Origin of the sequence: Mesorhizobium sp. WSM3866, assembly GCF_002294795.1 — a bacterium.
Taxonomy (GTDB): Bacteria; Pseudomonadota; Alphaproteobacteria; order Rhizobiales; family Rhizobiaceae; genus Mesorhizobium.
The window spans coordinates 452,657-469,569 of record NZ_NSGC01000003.1 but is presented as its reverse complement, the minus strand read 5'-3'; the positions used below and the strand labels follow the sequence as shown (position 1 = coordinate 469,569).

Below are 16,913 nucleotides of genomic sequence, written 5' to 3'. Positions count from 1 at the left end.
CACTTATTGGGTCTGCGGTCGCCTTCCTCCCTCCTTGCCATGGTGAGCTGGCCTCGAAAGGATAAGCGGGATGATCCCGCCCATCGCGAGAGTGTCGATCTCGAAGTACCGCGGTCCCTTGCACCCGGACGGCATCGAGATGCATCTCGACGACAGCATCTATCTCGGCGACAAGCGGGAGTACCGTCTGCGCCGTGGCGACTTCGTCGCCAAGGCGCATGGCGCGCGGCAACTTGCCTCGGGCAATGTATGGGCGCGGATCCCTGCCGAGAGCGTATGGGTCTTCGCGGCGGCAGCCCCGAAATAGTCATCGGTACCAACGCCGCTTGCTCTCGGGGCGGCCTCGTTTATCATTCGGTCTCGCACAATGACGTCACAGCCTCGCATTGCCCTGATCCATGCCACGCCCATCTCGACGGAGCCGATCAGATGGGCGTTCGAAGCGGGATGGCCTGGCGCCGAAACCGTCAATATCCTCGAGGACAGCCTGGCAGTGGACCGCGCCAAAACCGCTGACCTGACGAGCGACATGGTCCGGCGCGTCGAGGCCTTGGCCAGCTATGCCCGTTCGATCGGAAGCGATGCCGTGCTGTTCACCTGCTCGGCGTTCGGGCAAGCGATTGAACAGGCCGCGGCGAAGCTGGACGTTCCGGTCCTGAAACCGAACGAGGCCATGTTTGAGACGGCGATCCGCCGTGGCGGCCGCACCGCAATGCTCTACACTTTCCCGCCGTCGAGGGAAGGAATGGAGCAGGAGTTCCGGGACGAAACCGCCCGCATGGGCCAAGCTGCCACGATCACAAGCTATTTCGTGCCGGGCGCGATCGAGGCGGTGCGTGCAGGAGACGTGGAAACCCACAACCGGCTGATCGCGGCTGAAGCCGCCAAGCTGAGGGATTTCGATGCGATCGTCTTGGCACAGTTCTCCATGGCGCGCGCGCGGGATGCGGTCAAAGCGGCGACGAACCTCCCCGTATCGACCAGTCCGGATGCGGCGGTCGCGAAGCTGCGCGTCCTTCTTGGCGCGGACCAACCCGCCTGACCAAAGAAGGTCCCACGGAGCGCTCGACGGCTGCTTCGGTGGCTATTTCCAGATTTTCCGGGCAAGGCGCATGAAGTTGCCGCCTATGACGTCGCGGACCGCTCCTTCCGGCTGACCGCGACGAAGCAGGATCTCGGTCAGCTCTTTCATTTGGGCTGGTGCCGAATAGGTCGTTTCTCCCGCATATTCGCTCTTCGGCCAGAAATGCGGATTGCTGGCGATGATGTCGTCGATGCCTTCGATCTCGACCGGGAAAGTATGGTCGAGGCCGATGCCAACATGGCGTGGGCCAGCGAGATCGATCAGATATTCGACATGGTCGGCCAGCCGTTCGGAATCGGTGCGCGCCTCGCCAAGGAAACGGCTGAGCCCGACGACGCCGACGATGCCGCCGGTGCGGGCGCAGGCCTTGATCTGCTCGTCCGTGATGTTGCGACCGTGGGCGCAGAGCGCTTTCGGATTGGAGTGCGAGAAGATGACTGGCCGGTCCGTGTACTCCATCACGTCCATGGTGGTGCGATAGCCGGTGTGGCTCACATCCACGAACATGCCGAGGCGGTTCATCTCGTCGATCACCTGCCGACCGAACGCGGTCAGACCCGGGTCTTCGTCATGGCATCCGCCGCCGGCAAGGTTGTTGCGGTTATAGGCGAAAAGCATCTGGCGCACGCCAAGGCCATGGTAGAACTCGACCATCTCAATCCGGCCGTCCAGGGCGTTCATGCCTTCGATGTCAAAGGTGACCGCCAGCTTGCCTTGCGCCTTGGCAGCGAGGATTTCGTCGGCCGACGAGACGAGCACGTAGTGGGCGGGACGCGCCAGGATCCAGTGGCGGAAGCAGCTGAGATTGGTCACCGTCATTTCCCAGGGCAGCAGATCGAACCCGACATCGATGGACAGATAGTCGACACCGGCGTCTCGCCAGATCCGTAGGTTGTTCAAGTCCGCGGCAGGATCCGGCATGAAGCCGGAATGGGCGTCCCAGACGACTTCGCTATCGAGAATGGACCGGGCTCTGGTTTGAAGGTTCATTGCCGTTCGTACCGGAATTTGCACCAGCCCCAATCTCTACCATATTGGCTAGAATGGGGAAGTTGCGTCCGGTACGCAGAGCAGGTGCAAACTGCCTGAAGCTGGATCTGCCGTCACGCGCAACGGAATCCGAATTGGCCTTCGCCAGCATCTTTCTGCCGAATGACTTCCGGCAAAAACGGGTTGCAGATAGGACCGCCGACGATCTTGTCGGCTCACGAATGGCTCAAACAAATCGAAATTCGCCCTCGCGAGCAAAGCGCCCGCAAAACGCGGACGCTCGCAGCCGGCAGCAACCTGTGTCGATCGTCCGTTACTCTTCCGTCTTGCCCTCGAAATCCAGAAGCTTGCCAACAGGCACGTACTTCTGCCCGTCGAACTGATAGAGCTGCAGTGCCTCAATCGGGAAAATATCGGAGCCGGCTTTGGTGTTCAGCTTGATCCCGTCCAGCAACAGTGGATCGTCCCACTTCTGCATGTTGAAGACGGTGTCGAGGAGCTCAGCCCGGGTCGGCTTCTTCATGTGCTCGAGCGCCTTCACAAGAGCATCGCCGGTCGCGTAGCCGACCTGTCCGATCGTGTTGGCGAAGACGAAGTTGACCTTGGCCGCGGCGATATCGTCCAGATACTGGTCGATACCCGCATCACCGGTTTTTTCCGGGCTAACGATCGGTTTCAGGAAATTCGAGGTGATGATGCCCTTGGCGTTCTCGAGCCCCACCGCCTGCAGGATCGGGTAGGCCGAGGAAAGGTTGGTGACGAGCGTCAGCGGCTTCCAGCCGCTCTCGGCCTGGAAGCGGATTGCTTCACCGCCTTGTTGCGGCGCGGCGATGATCACCAGCGTATCGGCGCCGGAAGCCTTGAGCGCTGTCAGTTGCGTTTCGACGGTCGGATCCTGCGAAGTCACCGGTTGCCGATCGACGACCTTGACGCCTGAGCCGTCGATGGCCTGGTCGAAGGCCTTCATGAAGGTTTCGCCGGTCTCGGTGTTGAGATAGAGGAGCGCGACCTTTGCCTCGGGCTTGTTGTCCTTCAGATAAGTGGCGAACGACGCCGCCTCGGTCGAGAAGGCCGGGACGAACCCTATTTCCTCGTGCGGCGCGTTCAGCTTGTGGACGCCTGAATACATGAAGACATTGGGCACTTTGCGTTGTTCGATATAGCGTCCGATGGCGACATTGTTCGGCGTGGCAGCCGTGCCGACAAGGGCGAAGACTTTGTCCTGCTCCACCATCTCGCGCACATTCGCAAGGGTTCGCTGCGGATCGAGCATGTCGTCCTTGATCACGAGCTCGATCTTGCGGGTCTTGCCGTCGGACATCTTGACGCCGCCCTGGGAATTGGCGGCCTCGACCCGGGCGCGGATGCCTTCTGCGACCGCGCCGACGACGGCGACGGGACCGGTGAGCGGACCGGTGATGCCGATCTTGACGGTGCTGTCGGTGATGCCCGGTGCCTCGTCAGCTTTCGCCGGAGCGACACCGACGGCTAGCGCAAGTATTGCCGCCGTCACAAGCATTCTTGGCATGCGTAAACATCGTCTCATAACTTCCTCCCTAATTGGCTGATTGATCCGGCTTTGCCGTTGGCGTTCGACCGCGCCGTCAAGGCAGCGGCAAGTCTCTCCAGCAGACCGGCAACCCCTCCGCGCGCCAGAAGCATGATGCCGATTAGTGCCAGCGCGTAGATGACGTTGCCGAGTGCGAGATTGATGCTGGACGTCCAGGTCGGGACGAAGGTGATGAACAGCCCGCCGATGAAGGCGCCGACAATGCTTGTCGAGTCGCCTACGATGCTCCCGATCACGATGGTGATGGAAAGTGGGGCGAGAAAGGACTGCGGGCTGATGAAGCCATTGAGGATCGCGAAGACGCCGCCGCCAAGTCCGGCGAGCGCAGAGCTGATGGCGAACGCCCACAGCTTGGTCTTGGTCAGGTTGACGCCGAGAGCCTCCGCGATCTGCGGACTGTCCCGTTGCGCCTGGAGCGCGCGGCCGACGTCGCCGAGGAGAACGAGATAGACGATGAATGCCGCGACGCAGGCGCACCCCAGCGACACCAGATAGAGCCAGAGCTCGGAGTAATCGGCCAGGAACGCAGGCGGCTCCAGGGAATCGATCGGCAAGCCGGAGACTCCGCCCGTCCAACTGCCGAGCTTCAACAGAAGCTGCGGAAAGGCCGCCGCGACACCAAACGTGATGATCGCAAGTTGCAGCCCCTGCAGACGCAGGGCCGGCAGTCCGACGACGAGACCGGCCAGCGCGGTAAAAACAGCTGCCGCAGGCAGGGTCGCCAACGGGTGGACGCCATAGGTCGCGTTCAAGATGGCGGCGACGTAGGCGCCGATGCCGAACAGCGTCCCCTGGGCGAGGCAGATCTGCCCGGCAAACCCCATAAGCAGGTTGAGGCCAAGAATGGCGACCGCATAGGAGATGGCGATGCTCACCTGCTGCAACTGGAAGCCTGACAAAGTGGCCGGCAGCAATGCGGCGACCAGCACAAAACCAGCGGTTGCCGCGACCGTGCGCCGAATGTCGTTGCTCATAGCTTGGTGACCTTCTGTGAGCCGAACAGACCGACCGGCTTGACCAGCAGGACGAAAAGGGTGAGCCCGATCGGGACCGCGATGCGCATGTCCGCACCCAGAAAGCCGATGTAGTTGGCGCCAAGGCTCTCGCTGACGCCCACCAGAAGGCCTCCGGCTATCGCGCCGAGCGGACTGTCCCAGCCGCCAACGGTTACCGCGGCAAGGCCGTAGAATAGGATCGGGGTCATCATGGTCGGGCTCAAAAACAGCCGTGGCGCGACCAGCACCGCCGCGATCATTCCGATCGCCGCGGCGAAACCCCAGCCGAGCATCAGCATGCGCTCGACGTTGATGCCCACCAGAACGCTGCGAACGCGGTCGAAGGCCGCGGCACGCATGGAGAGCCCAAGCCTTGTGAAGGCGAAGAGGGAGGCGATGGCCGCGGCCAGGACAATGAGGATCAGCAAGGTACCGGCCGACGAAGCCAGCACCTGTACCTCACCGAGGCTGAAGCTGCCTTCGGGAAAAAGGCTGGGGAACGGCTTCTGCTCGGCGCCCCAGAGCCACGTCACCATCGCCTGGAAGAGCACAAACATGCCGAGCGTGACGACCACTGTCGCCTCGACTGGTGCTGCCAGGAGCGGGCGGACGAAGACCCGAAACGCCAAGATTCCCAGCACAAAGGAACCGGCCAGGCCGATTGCAATCGAAAGCCACAATGGCAGGCCCCACAGGCATAGCTGCCAGGTGCAGTATGCCGAGAAAGTCGCCATTTCGCCTTGACCGAAATTGACGACGTTGGTGGCGCGAAAGATCAACACCAGTGCAAGGGCAAGAGCCGCATAGATGGCGCCGGTGGCAAGACCGCTGAGGACGATTTGCAGGAAAAGGGTCAAGCCCAGCCTCCCAACTGCAACGCCGAGGCCGTCGACCTGCGCGCCTTCGATCCGAGAGCCTTGGCCAAGGGAACCCTGGCGTTTGAGGACGGGGAAATGGCGGTTACCACCATCAGGAATGGCAGTCCGGCGGTATCGTGAATGTCGATGAAGGAGGCTGCATCGAGGCGGTCGGCCGACGCGCGCCTTGTAAGACGCGAGACCAGCACGAGGGCAATGACCAGCACGGCGTAGACTCCGCCTGGGGCAATGCCGCAAACAATGATCTGGTAAAACGTCGCCACGTTAGTCCCCAAGGTAAGATTTCTGGATATGCTCATCTGCAAGTATCGCGCCGGCTGAGCCGCCGGCCACGATATGCCCGGCCTCGATGACATAGGCGCGGTCGGCGAACTTGAGCGACAGGTCCGCGTTCTGCTCCACGACCAAGAGCGTCAAGCCATCGATGTCGCGGAGTTCCTTGAAGATCGCGAATATTTCGCGCGTGATGACGGGTGCGAGACCCAATGACGGCTCGTCGCATAGCAGCAGTTTTGGCCGCGACATGAGCGCTCGCGCAACCGCGAGCATCTGCTGCTCGCCTCCGCTCAGATTGCCGGCCAGTTGGGAGCGTCGTTCGCGCAATCGCGGAAAGCGATCGTACCACCGCTCCTTGTCCTGTCGGACCTGGCGGGCATCGGAGACGATTGTGGCGCCCAGCGTCAGATTCTCGTCGACCGTGAATTCCGTGAAAGTGCCTCTGCCCTGGGGAATCTGCGCTAAGCCGCGTTGCAGACGCCGTTCCGGCGCCATCTTTTGCAAGTCGCTTCCCATATAGGCGATCTCGCCGGCCGAGCGGATCGTGCCCGAAAGCGCGCGCAGCAAAGTGGTTTTTCCCGCGCCATTGGCGCCGAGCAGGACGACGAATTCGTTCTGCGCGATTGCGAGCGAGCAGTCAAAAAGCGCCCGTACCTTGCCGTAGGAGGCCGAGAGATTGCGGACGTCAAGCAGTCTCACGTGCTCCTCCCGAGATAGGCGCCGATGACGGCTTCATTGGTCCTGATTTCTTCGGGGCGTCCTGACGCCAGATTTCGACCGAGGTGGAACACATGGATCCGGTCGCACAGGCTCATCACCAGACCCATGTGATGCTCGATCAGGAGGATCGAGAGCCTGCGGCTGTGCCGGATCGTATTGACGAGGGTGCCGAATTCGGTGACCTCGCCATGGGTCAGTCCGCCGGCCGGCTCATCCAGCAACAGGAGCTTGGGCTCGGCCGCCAGGGCGCGTGCGATCTCCATCCGCTTTTGCAAGGGATAGGGCAGGGAGTCAGCGCGCACGCTCGATAATGCGGCCATTCCCAATTCATCCAGAATTGATTCAGCCTTGCGGCGGACCGTCTTCTCCTCGGCCCACGCACCGAAGGGATTGAGAAGGGCACGCGCGACTTTTCCACCCATCTTGTGGTGTGCGCCGAGCATGACGTTCTCCAGGACGCTCAGCGAGCCGTATACGCCGACATTTTGGAATGTCCGAGCGATCCCGAGACCGATGATGTCGCGCACCGCCGAATTGGAGATTATCCGACCCGACAGCTCTACGGTGCCGCGTTGAAGGCGTGCAAGGCAGGTGATGGCATTCAGGAAGGTGGTCTTGCCCGCGCCATTCGGGCCGATCAAGCCGCAAATCTCGCCATCGCCGACGTCGAGCGAGACATTGTCGAGCGCCTGCACGCCTCCGAAGCTGACCGATACGCCATCCGCCGCGAGCACAGGCAAATAGGCGTTGATATGTTCCTGCACAGCCACGCACTCCTCCCAGGCGTGTCAGCGGAACCGGCGCTTCCGCGTCTGTCCCACTTTAGATACCATATAGTATTTGAAGTCTGAGTCGTATGTCAACCGACTTCGCCGTTGCACCTGCACTAAGGCGAGGCGGGTTCCGGCCAGCCGCCCAGTCGGATTGACAAGGTTAGTGAGATACGCTTTGGTATTTGAAATCTGACCGGTATCCAGAAGGGGCCGGTCATGGAGAACTCAGACCGGGGAGGACGGTGTGACTTCATCCTGCCGCAAGGTGCCGCGAGCGTGTGCCCGCTATCCTGTAGCCAACAACGGCAATGCGACGTGATTGGCGTTGCCCGATCGCCGCAGGAGGCCGTTATGCTGGCGGTCGCCATTTGCGGCTTTTTGTCGTTCGCCTTGAGCGGCCTGATGCGATGGGGGCGCGTCGATCGCCGTTGGTACGATCTCTTGATCCCGCTCGGCTTCTTCCTGTCCTACTGGTTGACCTACAATCGCCTTCCCTCCTTCCCTCCGGTCGGCGCCGTCAACAAGGTGTTCTACCTGGCGGCGGTTGGATCGATCCTGGGCGTGGCGACGGAATGGACAGGCAGCCGCAGGCTCGGACAGTTGCTGTTGGCGGCAATGCCAGTCGCCTCAGCAGCTTACATCGGCGATACGATTGCCCTGGCGCAGCCTCTCGACCTGGTTGTCGCCGCTCTGGCCGGAGCGGCAGCGCTATATGCGCTTCATCGGGAAGCTGACTATCCCGATGAGGGATCAGGCCTGCGCCCTGCGATCATGCTCGCGGTTGCCAGCGCGGGCTTTGCTCCCATTGCCTTCATGGGGGCTTCATCATCCAGCCTGCAACTGTCTCTTGGCGTCGCCTTTGGCATCGCCGGCATCGTGGTTGGGCACCTGTCCCAGCCGAATTACCGCTTCGGATGGGCATCCTTGCTCGGCGGAGCGGCGGGCATGATGGCTGTGGCGCAGACCGTCGCGCTGATCACTCGTAAGATCGACCTTCTCGCCCTTGCGGTGCTCCTGCTGCTTTTCCTGGTCCCTTCGGCCTGCCGCGTGATCCTCGATCGTCTCGATCAGAAAACCCCTGCACTCGCCACGTCCGTCTTCGCAGGGTTTTGCCTGGTGCCGGCCGTCGCGGCAGTCGCAGTGATGCTGGCACGGAAGGGGTTCAGCCTTCCGCTGTGAATTCGCTTTTCGTGCATCAACAAAGGAGGATGGAATGAACTACAGACTGAAACTAGCTTTGCTAGCTGCACTCGCAACGGCGCCAATCGGGCCGGCAACCGCACAGCCGATCACGTTCGACATCGATCCGGTTCATTCCGGCATCGTGTTCTTCATCAATCATCTCGGCTTCTCCAACGTCATCGGCGTCGCAAAAGAGTTCTCCGGGGAATTCACCTTCGACAAGGACGCGCCTGAGGCCAGCAAGCTGCAGGCCAAGGTCAAGGTGTCCAGCATCTCCACCAACAATGCCCAGCGCGACAGCGACATCCAGGGCGCCGACTGGTTCAATGCCACCGAGTTTCCGGAGATCACCTTCGTCGGCACCAAATTCACCAAGTCCAGCGACAAGCAGGGCACCATCACGGGCGATCTCACCATCGCCGGTGTGACCAAGCCGGTGACGCTCGACGTGACCTTCAACGGCCAGGGCAAGAACCCGTGGGACGGCAGTCTTGAGGCCGGCTTCAGCGCGACTGCCAAGTTGAAGCGCAGCGACTTCGGCATGACGGCCAATCTTCCCCTGATCGGGGACGAGGTCACGCTGCGCATCGAAACGGAGGGGCGCGGCCGCAGCTGACGGCGGCTTCGCGTTGTCCTGAGCGCGCCGGACGTCCTCGCGGATGTCCGGCGGTGCTGACTGATAGGCTGCGCGTGGCAATCGTGCCGCAACATTCGCCCATGTAGCGGCAACGAGAGACCATGGCGCGCCGACGATCGGCGCGCCATGGTCTGGCTCGGCTCTCGGGAGGTGGCTGCGCGCTTAAGCGATCGACGAGCGATCGTCGGCTTCGAGGTCTTGCCACGAGCCACGCTCGTAGAGCCACCTGGCCGTATTCTTGATGCCGCCAAACGGAAAGACATGCAGCTGCGCGATTGCCGACTCCGGCTTTGCCCGCAGATGGTGCTCGATCGGGCCGACGAAGCTCTCCGGCGAGTGACTGGTGGCAAGGGCGGCAAGCGAGGCGCTGCGCTTTTTCAAGAAATTCAGCGAATTGCCGACGCCGCACAAGGCGGCGTATTTTAGCAAGGTCGTGATCTTGGCGGGACCGGCCACGCCAAGATGGATCGGCAGGTCCACCCCGGAAACCGCCAGGCCGTCCGCCCAGGCGATGAACTTGTCCGCGTCGAAGCCAAATTGGGTGACGACACGCATCTTTGCCCCGGTCCGCTCGGCCCAGGCGCTCTTCATCCGGAGCGCTGCAATCGCCGCCTCGTCGCCAAAGTCGCGACTGCCTTCCGGATGGCCGGCTACACCGACCTCGGCGATGCCGTACTTGTCAACGAAACCAGTCTCGAGCACCTCGAAAGAGGAGGAAAATGAACCGGCTGGGGTAGCCACGTCGCCGCCGATGATGAGCAAGTCGCGGACACCCGCTTCCTCAGCCAAAGCCTTCACCCGCGTTTCCAGCGCTTGGCGCGTGGTCAGTCGGCGAGCGGCCATATGGGGAACCGCGGTGTAGCCAAGGTCCGCGACGCGACGCGCTGCCTTGACCAGGGTCGGCGTGTCCGCCAGGCCGATATCGGTGATGTAGACCCGGACCCCCGACGGGAAAAGGCCCGGTAGGTCAGGGGAGTCGATCACCTGGCTTGGCGCCATCTCGATCGAGGCGTCGATAGAGGAGGGGCGGATAGCAGCTTTTTCCATGCGCGTGGCTCCGTTGTTAGGCGAAGACGACGGTCTTGCGTCCATTGAGCAAGACCCGATCCTGAAGGTGGAAGGCGACCGCGCGGGCCAGCACGCGGCGTTCGATGTCCCGACCCTTGCGAACGAGGTCCTCGGGCGTGTCGGCATGGGTCACATGTTCGACGTCCTGGGCGATGATCGGACCCTCGTCCAAGTCTTCGGTGACGTAGTGCGCCGTTGCTCCGATTATCTTCACGCCGCGCTCATGCGCCTGGTGATAGGGCTTGGCGCCCTTGAACCCCGGCAGGAAAGAATGGTGGATGTTGATGCAGCGGCCGGAGAGATAGGCTGAGAAGTCGTCGGATAGGATCTGCATATAGCGGGCCAGCACGATAAGCTCGGCGCCGCTATCTTCTATCACGCGCTTGATCTTCGCCTCCTGGGCGGCCTTGGTCTCATGGCTGATCGGGAAGTGGTGGAAGGGAATGGCGTCGTCGGAGGCGAGGTTGAGACCTTCTCGCGGATGGTTGGAGACGATGGCGACAACCTGCATGGGCAACTCGCCCAGTCGTTGGCGGTAAAGCAGGTCTACCAGGCAGTGGTCGAATTTCGAGACAAGCAGCAGAACCTTGCGGGGCAGGTTCTGGGGCCGCAATGTCCATTGCAGGCCGAAGCGGTTGACCTCCTCGGAAAAACGCCCGGCGAGATCATCGAGGGGCGAAGGCAAATCGAACGCTACCCTCATGAAGAACCGATCCGTCTCGGGGTCGTCGAATTGCTCGGCCGCGGTGATGTTGGCGCCATGTGCTGCCAAACGGCTCGCCACGCCGGCGACGATGCCCGGCCGGTTCTTGCATTGGAGCGTAAGCAGATAGGACTTTTCCATACCCGGTCTCCGGGTTGACGGCCGAGCTGAAGGGCAAGGCGGTTTCTCGCGTCGCAAAGCGACACCGGCAGGAGGTCCCGCCAGTCTGTTGTCGTCGGGTGCGGTTGCCGTGAGGGGAGGGCGGCCGTGATGCCGCCCTCGGTTCAGGCGTGCGGCTTAGGCGTTCTTGCGATAGCTGGTGCGTGCGTGCGCGTCGATCGGCGCCGGGTGGACGGTGGCGCGGATCTTGAACTGCACGTGGTCTTCAACCTGCACCTTGGAGGATGGCTTGGGCTCGCCCCAGACCACCACCAGTTCGGTGCCAGGCTCTGCCACTGCCGCATCCACGACCGCGATCGACATCATCGAACGGTAGTTGGCCGAGTATCCGGTATGAAGCGAACGCCCGGCCAAGCTTCCGTTTGGCGCCTCGACCCGGTCGTAGTGATAGGTCGCGTAGTGGGCGATCGGAAGGTTGATGAACTTCGCTCCGACACCTGGCTGGTACATCGAGGCCCACGCCTTGGCGACGTCGTCGCCGTTCCACTGCAGCGTCACCTTGCGGTTGGCCGTGGTCCGGCCGTCGGCGACCTGGGCCTCGAGGGCCTTGCGGCCGATGAAGTCGTGGTCGAATTTGACGATCTTTCCATAGCCCACGTCGTAGGGCGTGAAGTAATAGTCCTCGATGTTCTCGGAAAAGAAGCTTCCGCCGAGAGACACATTGGCATCGATCTCGTCCGCGGCAAGCCACTTGCGGAAGCCCGCCGTGCTCTTGCCCGAGTAGAACGCCGGCAACGGGCGCGGAAGCCATCCGGACTCGAGCGAGTTGGTCAGGTACGCCCGGCCGCCGACCTGAATCATGTTGTGCTTTTTGCCCGCCTCGAGCAGAGCGGCCCGAACGACCTCATGATCGGCCCAGGGCCCGACGAACTCGAAGCCTGGTTCGCCCGCCATGCCGTGGCGAAGCGCGCGGACCATCTTGCCGGCGATCGTTAAGCGGGTGCCGTGGAAGAACTTCACATCCGGCGGCTCGCCGCCGATGAGTTCCCGGATCACGTTGAACGCGCCAGGTCCCTGGATCTCGTAGCGGTAGCACAGCGGATTTCCCTTGCGGGCATAGGACGGATTGTCCCGCACAAGCTCGACGTCGTAACCACCGGTCTCGGCATGATACTGAAGCCAGTTGATCGTCGGCGGAATGCCCACCGCCTGGAATTCGTCTTCCTCATAGCGGAACAGGATGTTGTCGCCGATGAGCTGGCCCTCGTCGTTGACCGCTACATACTGCTTCGCGGCGTTGACGGGAAAGTATTCAACGCTGTTGATCGCCGTGTCGCGGATGAGCTTCAGCGCATCCTTGCCGCGGATGTTCAGGTCGGCGAGATGGTGCGACTGGTCATAGAGCACGGCGTTGCTGCGCCAAGCGAGCTGTTCGTCGCGCCAGTTGGTGAATTCCGGCGTCACCGGCGTGCTGACGATCGGCGGGCTCTGCGATTCCCAGAGCATGGTTTGGGCGCTTCCAGCGTCAGCGATCTTCTGTTCGAGATTAGCAGCCATTTTCAATCCTCCTGTGCAGCTCCTTTCCGGCTAAGCCCTTGCAGGACATCTAACAACCCAATAGGTTCGATACAGGTGATCGAAATTTTGCATAGAGAGTAGGCGCCATGCTGTCGGAGGAACTTGCCCAGATCGACCTGAATGCTTTGCAGGCATTGGTCACGGTCAGCGACTGCCGGTCCTTTTCAGAGGCGTCGGAGCGCCTCGGCGTCAATCAGTCGACGATCAGCTATTCGATCAAGCGGCTTCGAAAGGCCTTCAACGATCCGATGTTCGTTCGCCAGGGCAACTCGATCCTGTCGACCGACAAATGCCGTCAGCTCGCCCAGGAAGCGCGCGATGTCCTCGAGCGCATGCAGGCGTTGTCCTCTCTGCAAGGTTTTGATCCCGCTACGTCCACGGGCAGCGTGACGATCTCCTGTAACCATCACGAGCGTATGTTCCTGATGCCGGCCTTCGTGCGCCAGGTCCAGCAGCAGGCGCCCCAGATCGCAGTCAACATTTTTGAATCCGCGGTGCACGGCAGGCAGCAGCTCAAGGAAAACATCTGCGATATCGTGCTTGGCCCGGTGGCGATTTTCGGCGATATCTACTACCGGCGCAAACTCTTCACCGACCGCTACGCTTGCATCATGGATTCCAGCCATCCGCTTGCGGCCGGCGAACTGACGATGGATCGCTACCGGCAGACGCGGCATATCGCCGTGACCCACAATGGCCAGTGGGAGGCGTTGTACTTCGCGGCGCTTCGGGCAATCGACGTCAGGATTACGCCGAGCGTGATCGTGCCGAGCCACGACAATCTTGAAGCATTGATCCGGGGCACGGAGCTGGTCGCGACCATTCCCTATCGCCTGGCCCGCCGGCTTTCGGACAAGTTGACGTTAAAACCTTTCCCTCTCGAGGTGCTGATCCAGATCGACATGTATTGGACCGAGCGTTCTCACTATTCGGGCCTGCATGCGTGGACGCGCCAGATCCTCGCCGACGTGGCGGCAACGATCTGAGCGGTCCGAAGCCCAGCCGAGGCTGGTGTGGTCTCTGGGATGGTAACCGCCGCGTCAGACAGTGGCGCCGAGCATGATCACGGAGATCGTCGCCGGCTGGTCGCCTGGATTGCGCCATGCGTGACGAGTGCCCTGCTGGACTACGGTGTCGCCGGCATTTAGCTCGACAGTCCTGCCGTCATCGAGTTCCAGGATCAGTCTGCCCTTGACCACCGTGACGTAGTCGACGGTCGGGGTCTGGTGCATGCCAGGGCTGTCCGGCTCCATCCGCTCGGCAATGCCAGGTGACGCCTCGATGAGTTCGGGACCAGCTACCGCGGGGTTCCATTCCGATGACATGTAGACGCTGTCGGGAGGGAAAGTAATGATCCAGAACGATGATCCGCCTGCCGGCATGACCATGGTGCCGGTCGTCTCCATGGGGTCCTTGTTGTCGATGCTCCGCAGCTCTGGCGCCTCCTCGATTTTCCACTGTGGCGAGGATACGAAACCTGGCGTGTGGCGCAGGACCATTTCCCCAGGGGAGGGACCGTCACTGACGACCACTGACTTACCGGCGTTGTCCCTGCCAGTGACGATGCGTCGAACCTGCATATCAAACCTCCCAGGTAGATGTTCAAAGTCACAGTGCCGAGATGAGGCAAGCGAGCGCCCAAAAAAGCGGGAATTCCGGTCCCATCTGCTGCCAGCGCCATTTGGCGCCGTTGACCTTCACCACTGCGTAGGCTGCTCCGAGCAGCACGACGATCGCGCAACCGGTTGCTGCTTTCGAATAGACGTTGAAAATCATGCCGAGCGCGGCAAGCACCTCGAGGACGATTGTCAGGACAAGGAATGCCTTGCCAGGCTTCAGACCGGCCTTCTCAAATGTGACCGGAGCCTTATCGAAGTTCCTGACCTTCCCGATCAGATGCGGCAGGAACCAGACTCCACATAGGATCCTCAGGCAGTCCTGAGGCTGCAACTCGAACGGCATTGTACGTCTCCTCCCCAGCGGCGTGACGGCTGCAGTCGTTGTGAGCGGGCCCGGTTTTGGCCGCCAGCCACCCTGCGAAATCGAGCGTAGGCCCGAGGGCAGCAGCGATGGTTGGTACCGGCACCGCAAATCGGGTCTTGCGTCTCCCAATCCAGATACTGTACGGTATCCACAGTCCAATCGGAATGTCAACTCGATCCGGTTGGCGGTATTTGAGGAGGAACATCGTGACAGTGATGATGCGCGCCGCACGGTTGCATGCGGTAAACGAACCAATGCGGATCGAGGAGATCGCCAAGCCTCGAGCGTGCGGAACAGATGTCGTGGTCGAGGTCAAAGCCTGCGGTATGGTCCCGAACCTCGCCAACGTGCTGAACAACTGGGAGAACTGGTATCCTCACCAGCCGCTGCCTCCCAAGCCCGCGACGTTTGGCCTTGACCCCGCCGGCATCGTGCACGAAGTGGGCGAGCAGGTCGTTGCCTTGAAGCCCGGAGACCGTGTCTACGTCAATCCGTTGCGTTCGTGCGGTGCCTGCCACGCCTGCGCCAGCGGCAACCAGATGAAGTGCGACTACTTCACCTTCGCCGGATATTTCGGGTTCAATCGCAACAGCCTGGAAATCTACAAGCGCTATCCCGGCGGCGGCTTCGCTCAATTCATGCGCGCGCCCCAGAGCGCCATCGTCAAGATACCCGACAATATGACGTTTCCGCAGGCTGCCCGCATGGGCTATCTCGGCACGTCCTATTCGGCGCTCAAGAAGCTGGGCAACCTTGCGGGCAAGTCGCTGATCATCAACGGCGCGACCGGGACGCTGGGTGTCGGCGCCACCATGTTCGCGCTCGCCATGGGGATATCCACCATCTACGCGGTCGCGCGCGGCAAGCCATTGCTGGAAAAGCTGAAGCGCCTCGCGCCGAACCGGATCGAGATTTTTTCCAGCCTGGACGGCAAGGTCGCGGACTGGGTGCGCTCCAAGCACCACTCCGGCGCGGATCTCATGCTCGACAGCCTTGGCGCGGTGGCCGACGTCAACGCCATGAGGGACGCGATGATGGGCGTCAAACGCGGCGGCACCATCGTCAACATCGGCGGTACGGGCGCCGACATGCTGTTCAACACCAAATGGTGGATGGACAATTCGATGGTGCTCACCGGTTCGGCCTGGCTCAGCACCGCGGAGGGCATCGAGATAGCGGAGCTGGTCCGGTCTGGCGCGGTCGACCTGTCCGTGCTGGAAGCCCGCACCTATCCGCTGGACCAGATCAATGAGGCGATCAACGGCGTAGCCTGGGGCGACGGTGGCTTCACCAACTATGTGCTGGAGCCCTGAGCTGCGGTTGGAGAATGCCATGATAATCGACTGCCACGGTCACTACACCACCGAGCCCCCGGCGCATCATGCCTATCGCAAGGCCCAGGTGGCGTTTGCCGAGGGCCAGCGCGACGCAGGTCCGGTCTATCCCGCCATAAGCGACGAGACGCTTCGCGCGACCGTCGAAGAAAACCAGCTTCGTCTTCAGCAGGAGCGCGGCTCGGACGTGACAATTTTGTCGCCCCGGGCCTCGGGCATGGGTCATCATGTCGGCAGCGCTGCGCTGAATGCCGAATGGTCCCGTGTCTCCAATGATCTCATTGCGCGCATCGTGGACCTGTTCCCGCTGAACTTTGCCGGTGTCTGCCAGCTGCCGCAGTCGATGAGCGGTGACCTCGCTCCTGTGCTGGCTGAACTCGAGCGCTGTGTGGACGAGCTCGGCTTCGTCGGCTGCAATCTCAACCCCGATCCGTCCGGCGGCTTCTGGTCCGCGCCGCCAATCTATGACCGCTACTGGTATCCGCTCTTCGAGAGGATGGTCGAGCTCCAGGTGCCGGCCATGATCCATGTCTCGGGCGCGTGCTCGGACTGCCTGCACACCACCGGTGCGCACTACATCAATGCCGACACCACGGTGTTCATGCAGTTGATCCAGGGCGACCTGTTTCGCGCTTTCCCAGACCTCAAGCTAATCATTCCCCACGGCGGCGGCGCGGTTCCCTATCACTGGGGCCGCTATCGCGGGCTGGCAATCATGATGGAAAAGCCGGATCTCGCCACGCACCTGATGCGCAACGTCTATTTCGACACCTGCGTCTACCACCAGGCGGGGATCGACACGCTGTTTCGCGTGATCGGTCCGGACCACATCCTCTTCGGCTCGGAACTGCTGGGCGCGGTCAAGGCGGTTGACCCGCTGACCGGCTTCAACTTCGACGACACGCGCCGTAACATCGATGCTTTGGGCCTCGACGAAGCCGACCGCGCGGCGGTGTTCGAGGGCAATGCGCGCAAAGTCTACCCGCGGCTGGACGAGAGGCTCAAGCGACAGGGTCGCTAGC

At 61.8% G+C, this 16,913-nt stretch carries 19 protein-coding genes; 7 read left to right on the top strand and 12 right to left on the bottom strand.

Annotated features, from left to right (window positions below; genetic code table 11):
- Positions 1 to 70 precede the first annotated feature (70 nt).
- Entirely contained in the window at positions 71 to 307 is a 237-nt protein-coding gene (locus CK222_RS10315) for a hypothetical protein (RefSeq protein ID WP_067327877.1), read from the top strand.
- A 60-nt stretch (positions 308 to 367) separates the two neighbouring features.
- On the top strand, positions 368 to 1,042 hold the full coding sequence (locus CK222_RS10310) for an aspartate/glutamate racemase family protein (protein WP_095800280.1): 675 nt from the start codon (positions 368 to 370) through the stop codon (positions 1,040 to 1,042).
- 42 nt (positions 1,043 to 1,084) lie between these two features.
- Here CK222_RS10310 and CK222_RS10305 read toward each other — a convergent pair whose 3' ends face one another.
- From CK222_RS10305 to CK222_RS10275, 7 genes are all read right to left on the bottom strand, one after another.
- Entirely contained in the window at positions 1,085 to 2,074 is a 990-nt protein-coding gene (locus tag CK222_RS10305) for a membrane dipeptidase (RefSeq protein ID WP_095800279.1), read from the bottom strand.
- Positions 2,075 to 2,387: 313 nt separating this feature from the next.
- Complete coding sequence (locus tag CK222_RS10300) at positions 2,388 to 3,602, bottom strand: ABC transporter substrate-binding protein (protein ID WP_245322294.1); 1,215 nt, start codon at positions 3,600 to 3,602, stop codon at positions 2,388 to 2,390.
- A gap of 14 nt (positions 3,603 to 3,616) precedes the next feature.
- The gene (locus tag CK222_RS10295; protein ID WP_095800277.1) at positions 3,617 to 4,618 is read right to left on the bottom strand and encodes a branched-chain amino acid ABC transporter permease; all 1,002 of its coding nucleotides are present in this window, start codon (positions 4,616 to 4,618) and stop codon (positions 3,617 to 3,619) included.
- Positions 4,615 to 5,496, bottom strand: coding sequence for a branched-chain amino acid ABC transporter permease (locus CK222_RS10290; protein ID WP_095800276.1), 882 nt, complete (start codon positions 5,494 to 5,496; stop codon positions 4,615 to 4,617). The genes CK222_RS10295 and CK222_RS10290 overlap by 4 nt, the downstream gene beginning before the upstream one ends.
- Positions 5,493 to 5,780: a hypothetical protein gene (locus CK222_RS10285; protein ID WP_067327883.1), complete on the bottom strand. Its 288-nt coding sequence runs from the start codon at positions 5,778 to 5,780 to the stop codon at positions 5,493 to 5,495. The genes CK222_RS10290 and CK222_RS10285 overlap by 4 nt, the downstream gene beginning before the upstream one ends.
- A 1-nt stretch (position 5,781) precedes the next feature.
- The gene (locus CK222_RS10280) at positions 5,782 to 6,492 is read right to left on the bottom strand and encodes an ABC transporter ATP-binding protein (RefSeq protein WP_066997920.1); all 711 of its coding nucleotides are present in this window, start codon (positions 6,490 to 6,492) and stop codon (positions 5,782 to 5,784) included.
- The gene (locus CK222_RS10275; protein WP_245432996.1) at positions 6,489 to 7,283 is read right to left on the bottom strand and encodes an ABC transporter ATP-binding protein; all 795 of its coding nucleotides are present in this window, start codon (positions 7,281 to 7,283) and stop codon (positions 6,489 to 6,491) included. Before CK222_RS10275 ends, CK222_RS10280 begins: the two co-directional genes overlap by 4 nt.
- A gap of 354 nt (positions 7,284 to 7,637) precedes the next feature.
- Here CK222_RS10275 and CK222_RS10270 point away from each other — a divergent pair, with 354 nt between their 5' ends.
- Together CK222_RS10270 and CK222_RS10265 are read left to right on the top strand one after the other, a co-directional pair.
- Positions 7,638 to 8,465, top strand: a complete 828-nt coding sequence (locus CK222_RS10270; protein ID WP_095800274.1) for a hypothetical protein — start codon at positions 7,638 to 7,640, stop codon at positions 8,463 to 8,465.
- A 34-nt stretch (positions 8,466 to 8,499) separates the two neighbouring features.
- Positions 8,500 to 9,084 carry a YceI family protein gene (locus CK222_RS10265; protein WP_066997911.1) on the top strand — a complete coding sequence of 195 codons (585 nt, stop codon included), beginning with the start codon at positions 8,500 to 8,502 and terminating at the stop codon, positions 9,082 to 9,084.
- Positions 9,085 to 9,267: 183 nt separating this feature from the next.
- Here the strand turns inward: CK222_RS10265 and CK222_RS10260 are convergent, their stop codons facing one another.
- The 3 genes from CK222_RS10260 to CK222_RS10250 form a co-directional block, all read right to left on the bottom strand.
- Entirely contained in the window at positions 9,268 to 10,152 is an 885-nt protein-coding gene (locus CK222_RS10260) for a methylenetetrahydrofolate reductase (RefSeq protein WP_095800273.1), read from the bottom strand.
- Positions 10,153 to 10,168: 16 nt separating this feature from the next.
- Positions 10,169 to 11,017, bottom strand: a complete 849-nt coding sequence (gene purU / locus CK222_RS10255; protein WP_095800272.1) for a formyltetrahydrofolate deformylase — start codon at positions 11,015 to 11,017, stop codon at positions 10,169 to 10,171.
- 156 nt (positions 11,018 to 11,173) lie between these two features.
- Positions 11,174 to 12,553 carry an aminomethyltransferase family protein gene (locus CK222_RS10250; protein ID WP_095800271.1) on the bottom strand — a complete coding sequence of 460 codons (1,380 nt, stop codon included), beginning with the start codon at positions 12,551 to 12,553 and terminating at the stop codon, positions 11,174 to 11,176.
- Between the two features lie 107 nt (positions 12,554 to 12,660).
- On the opposite strand from CK222_RS10250, the gene CK222_RS10245 reads away from it, so the two are divergent.
- Entirely contained in the window at positions 12,661 to 13,560 is a 900-nt protein-coding gene (locus CK222_RS10245; RefSeq protein ID WP_095800270.1) for a LysR family transcriptional regulator, read from the top strand.
- A 54-nt stretch (positions 13,561 to 13,614) separates the two neighbouring features.
- Here the strand turns inward: CK222_RS10245 and CK222_RS10240 are convergent, their stop codons facing one another.
- On the bottom strand, positions 13,615 to 14,154 hold the full coding sequence (locus CK222_RS10240) for a cupin domain-containing protein (protein ID WP_067327891.1): 540 nt from the start codon (positions 14,152 to 14,154) through the stop codon (positions 13,615 to 13,617).
- A 28-nt stretch (positions 14,155 to 14,182) separates the two neighbouring features.
- Complete coding sequence (locus CK222_RS10235; RefSeq protein ID WP_095800269.1) at positions 14,183 to 14,536, bottom strand: DoxX family membrane protein; 354 nt, start codon at positions 14,534 to 14,536, stop codon at positions 14,183 to 14,185.
- A gap of 236 nt (positions 14,537 to 14,772) precedes the next feature.
- On the opposite strand from CK222_RS10235, the gene CK222_RS10230 reads away from it, so the two are divergent.
- Both CK222_RS10230 and CK222_RS10225 read left to right on the top strand, forming a co-directional pair.
- Positions 14,773 to 15,870, top strand: coding sequence for an alcohol dehydrogenase catalytic domain-containing protein (locus tag CK222_RS10230; protein ID WP_245433004.1), 1,098 nt, complete (start codon positions 14,773 to 14,775; stop codon positions 15,868 to 15,870).
- A gap of 19 nt (positions 15,871 to 15,889) precedes the next feature.
- Positions 15,890 to 16,912 (top strand): amidohydrolase family protein, encoded by a 1,023-nt coding sequence (locus CK222_RS10225; RefSeq protein ID WP_095800344.1) that lies wholly within the window; start codon positions 15,890 to 15,892, stop codon positions 16,910 to 16,912.
- The last annotated feature ends 1 nt before the right edge of the window (position 16,913 follow it).

Bases quoted from the DNA above. Each gene is read 5' to 3' on its own strand.
- CK222_RS10315 (WP_067327877.1), top strand. From the start codon at position 71: ATGATCCCGCCCATCGCGAGAGTGTCGATCTCGAAGTACCGCGGTCCC.
- CK222_RS10310 (WP_095800280.1), top strand. From the start codon at position 368: ATGACGTCACAGCCTCGCATTGCCCTGATCCATGCCACGCCCATCTCG.
- CK222_RS10305 (WP_095800279.1), bottom strand. From the start codon at position 2,074: ATGAACCTTCAAACCAGAGCCCGGTCCATTCTCGATAGCGAAGTCGTC.
- CK222_RS10300 (WP_245322294.1), bottom strand. From the start codon at position 3,602: ATGCCAAGAATGCTTGTGACGGCGGCAATACTTGCGCTAGCCGTCGGT.
- CK222_RS10295 (WP_095800277.1), bottom strand. From the start codon at position 4,618: ATGAGCAACGACATTCGGCGCACGGTCGCGGCAACCGCTGGTTTTGTG.
- CK222_RS10270 (WP_095800274.1), top strand. From the start codon at position 7,638: ATGCTGGCGGTCGCCATTTGCGGCTTTTTGTCGTTCGCCTTGAGCGGC.
- CK222_RS10265 (WP_066997911.1), top strand. From the start codon at position 8,500: ATGAACTACAGACTGAAACTAGCTTTGCTAGCTGCACTCGCAACGGCG.
- CK222_RS10260 (WP_095800273.1), bottom strand. From the start codon at position 10,152: ATGGAAAAAGCTGCTATCCGCCCCTCCTCTATCGACGCCTCGATCGAG.
- purU (WP_095800272.1), bottom strand. From the start codon at position 11,017: ATGGAAAAGTCCTATCTGCTTACGCTCCAATGCAAGAACCGGCCGGGC.
- CK222_RS10250 (WP_095800271.1), bottom strand. From the start codon at position 12,553: ATGGCTGCTAATCTCGAACAGAAGATCGCTGACGCTGGAAGCGCCCAA.
- CK222_RS10245 (WP_095800270.1), top strand. From the start codon at position 12,661: ATGCTGTCGGAGGAACTTGCCCAGATCGACCTGAATGCTTTGCAGGCA.
- CK222_RS10240 (WP_067327891.1), bottom strand. From the start codon at position 14,154: ATGCAGGTTCGACGCATCGTCACTGGCAGGGACAACGCCGGTAAGTCA.
- CK222_RS10235 (WP_095800269.1), bottom strand. From the start codon at position 14,536: ATGCCGTTCGAGTTGCAGCCTCAGGACTGCCTGAGGATCCTATGTGGA.
- CK222_RS10230 (WP_245433004.1), top strand. From the start codon at position 14,773: ATGATGCGCGCCGCACGGTTGCATGCGGTAAACGAACCAATGCGGATC.
- CK222_RS10225 (WP_095800344.1), top strand. From the start codon at position 15,890: ATGATAATCGACTGCCACGGTCACTACACCACCGAGCCCCCGGCGCAT.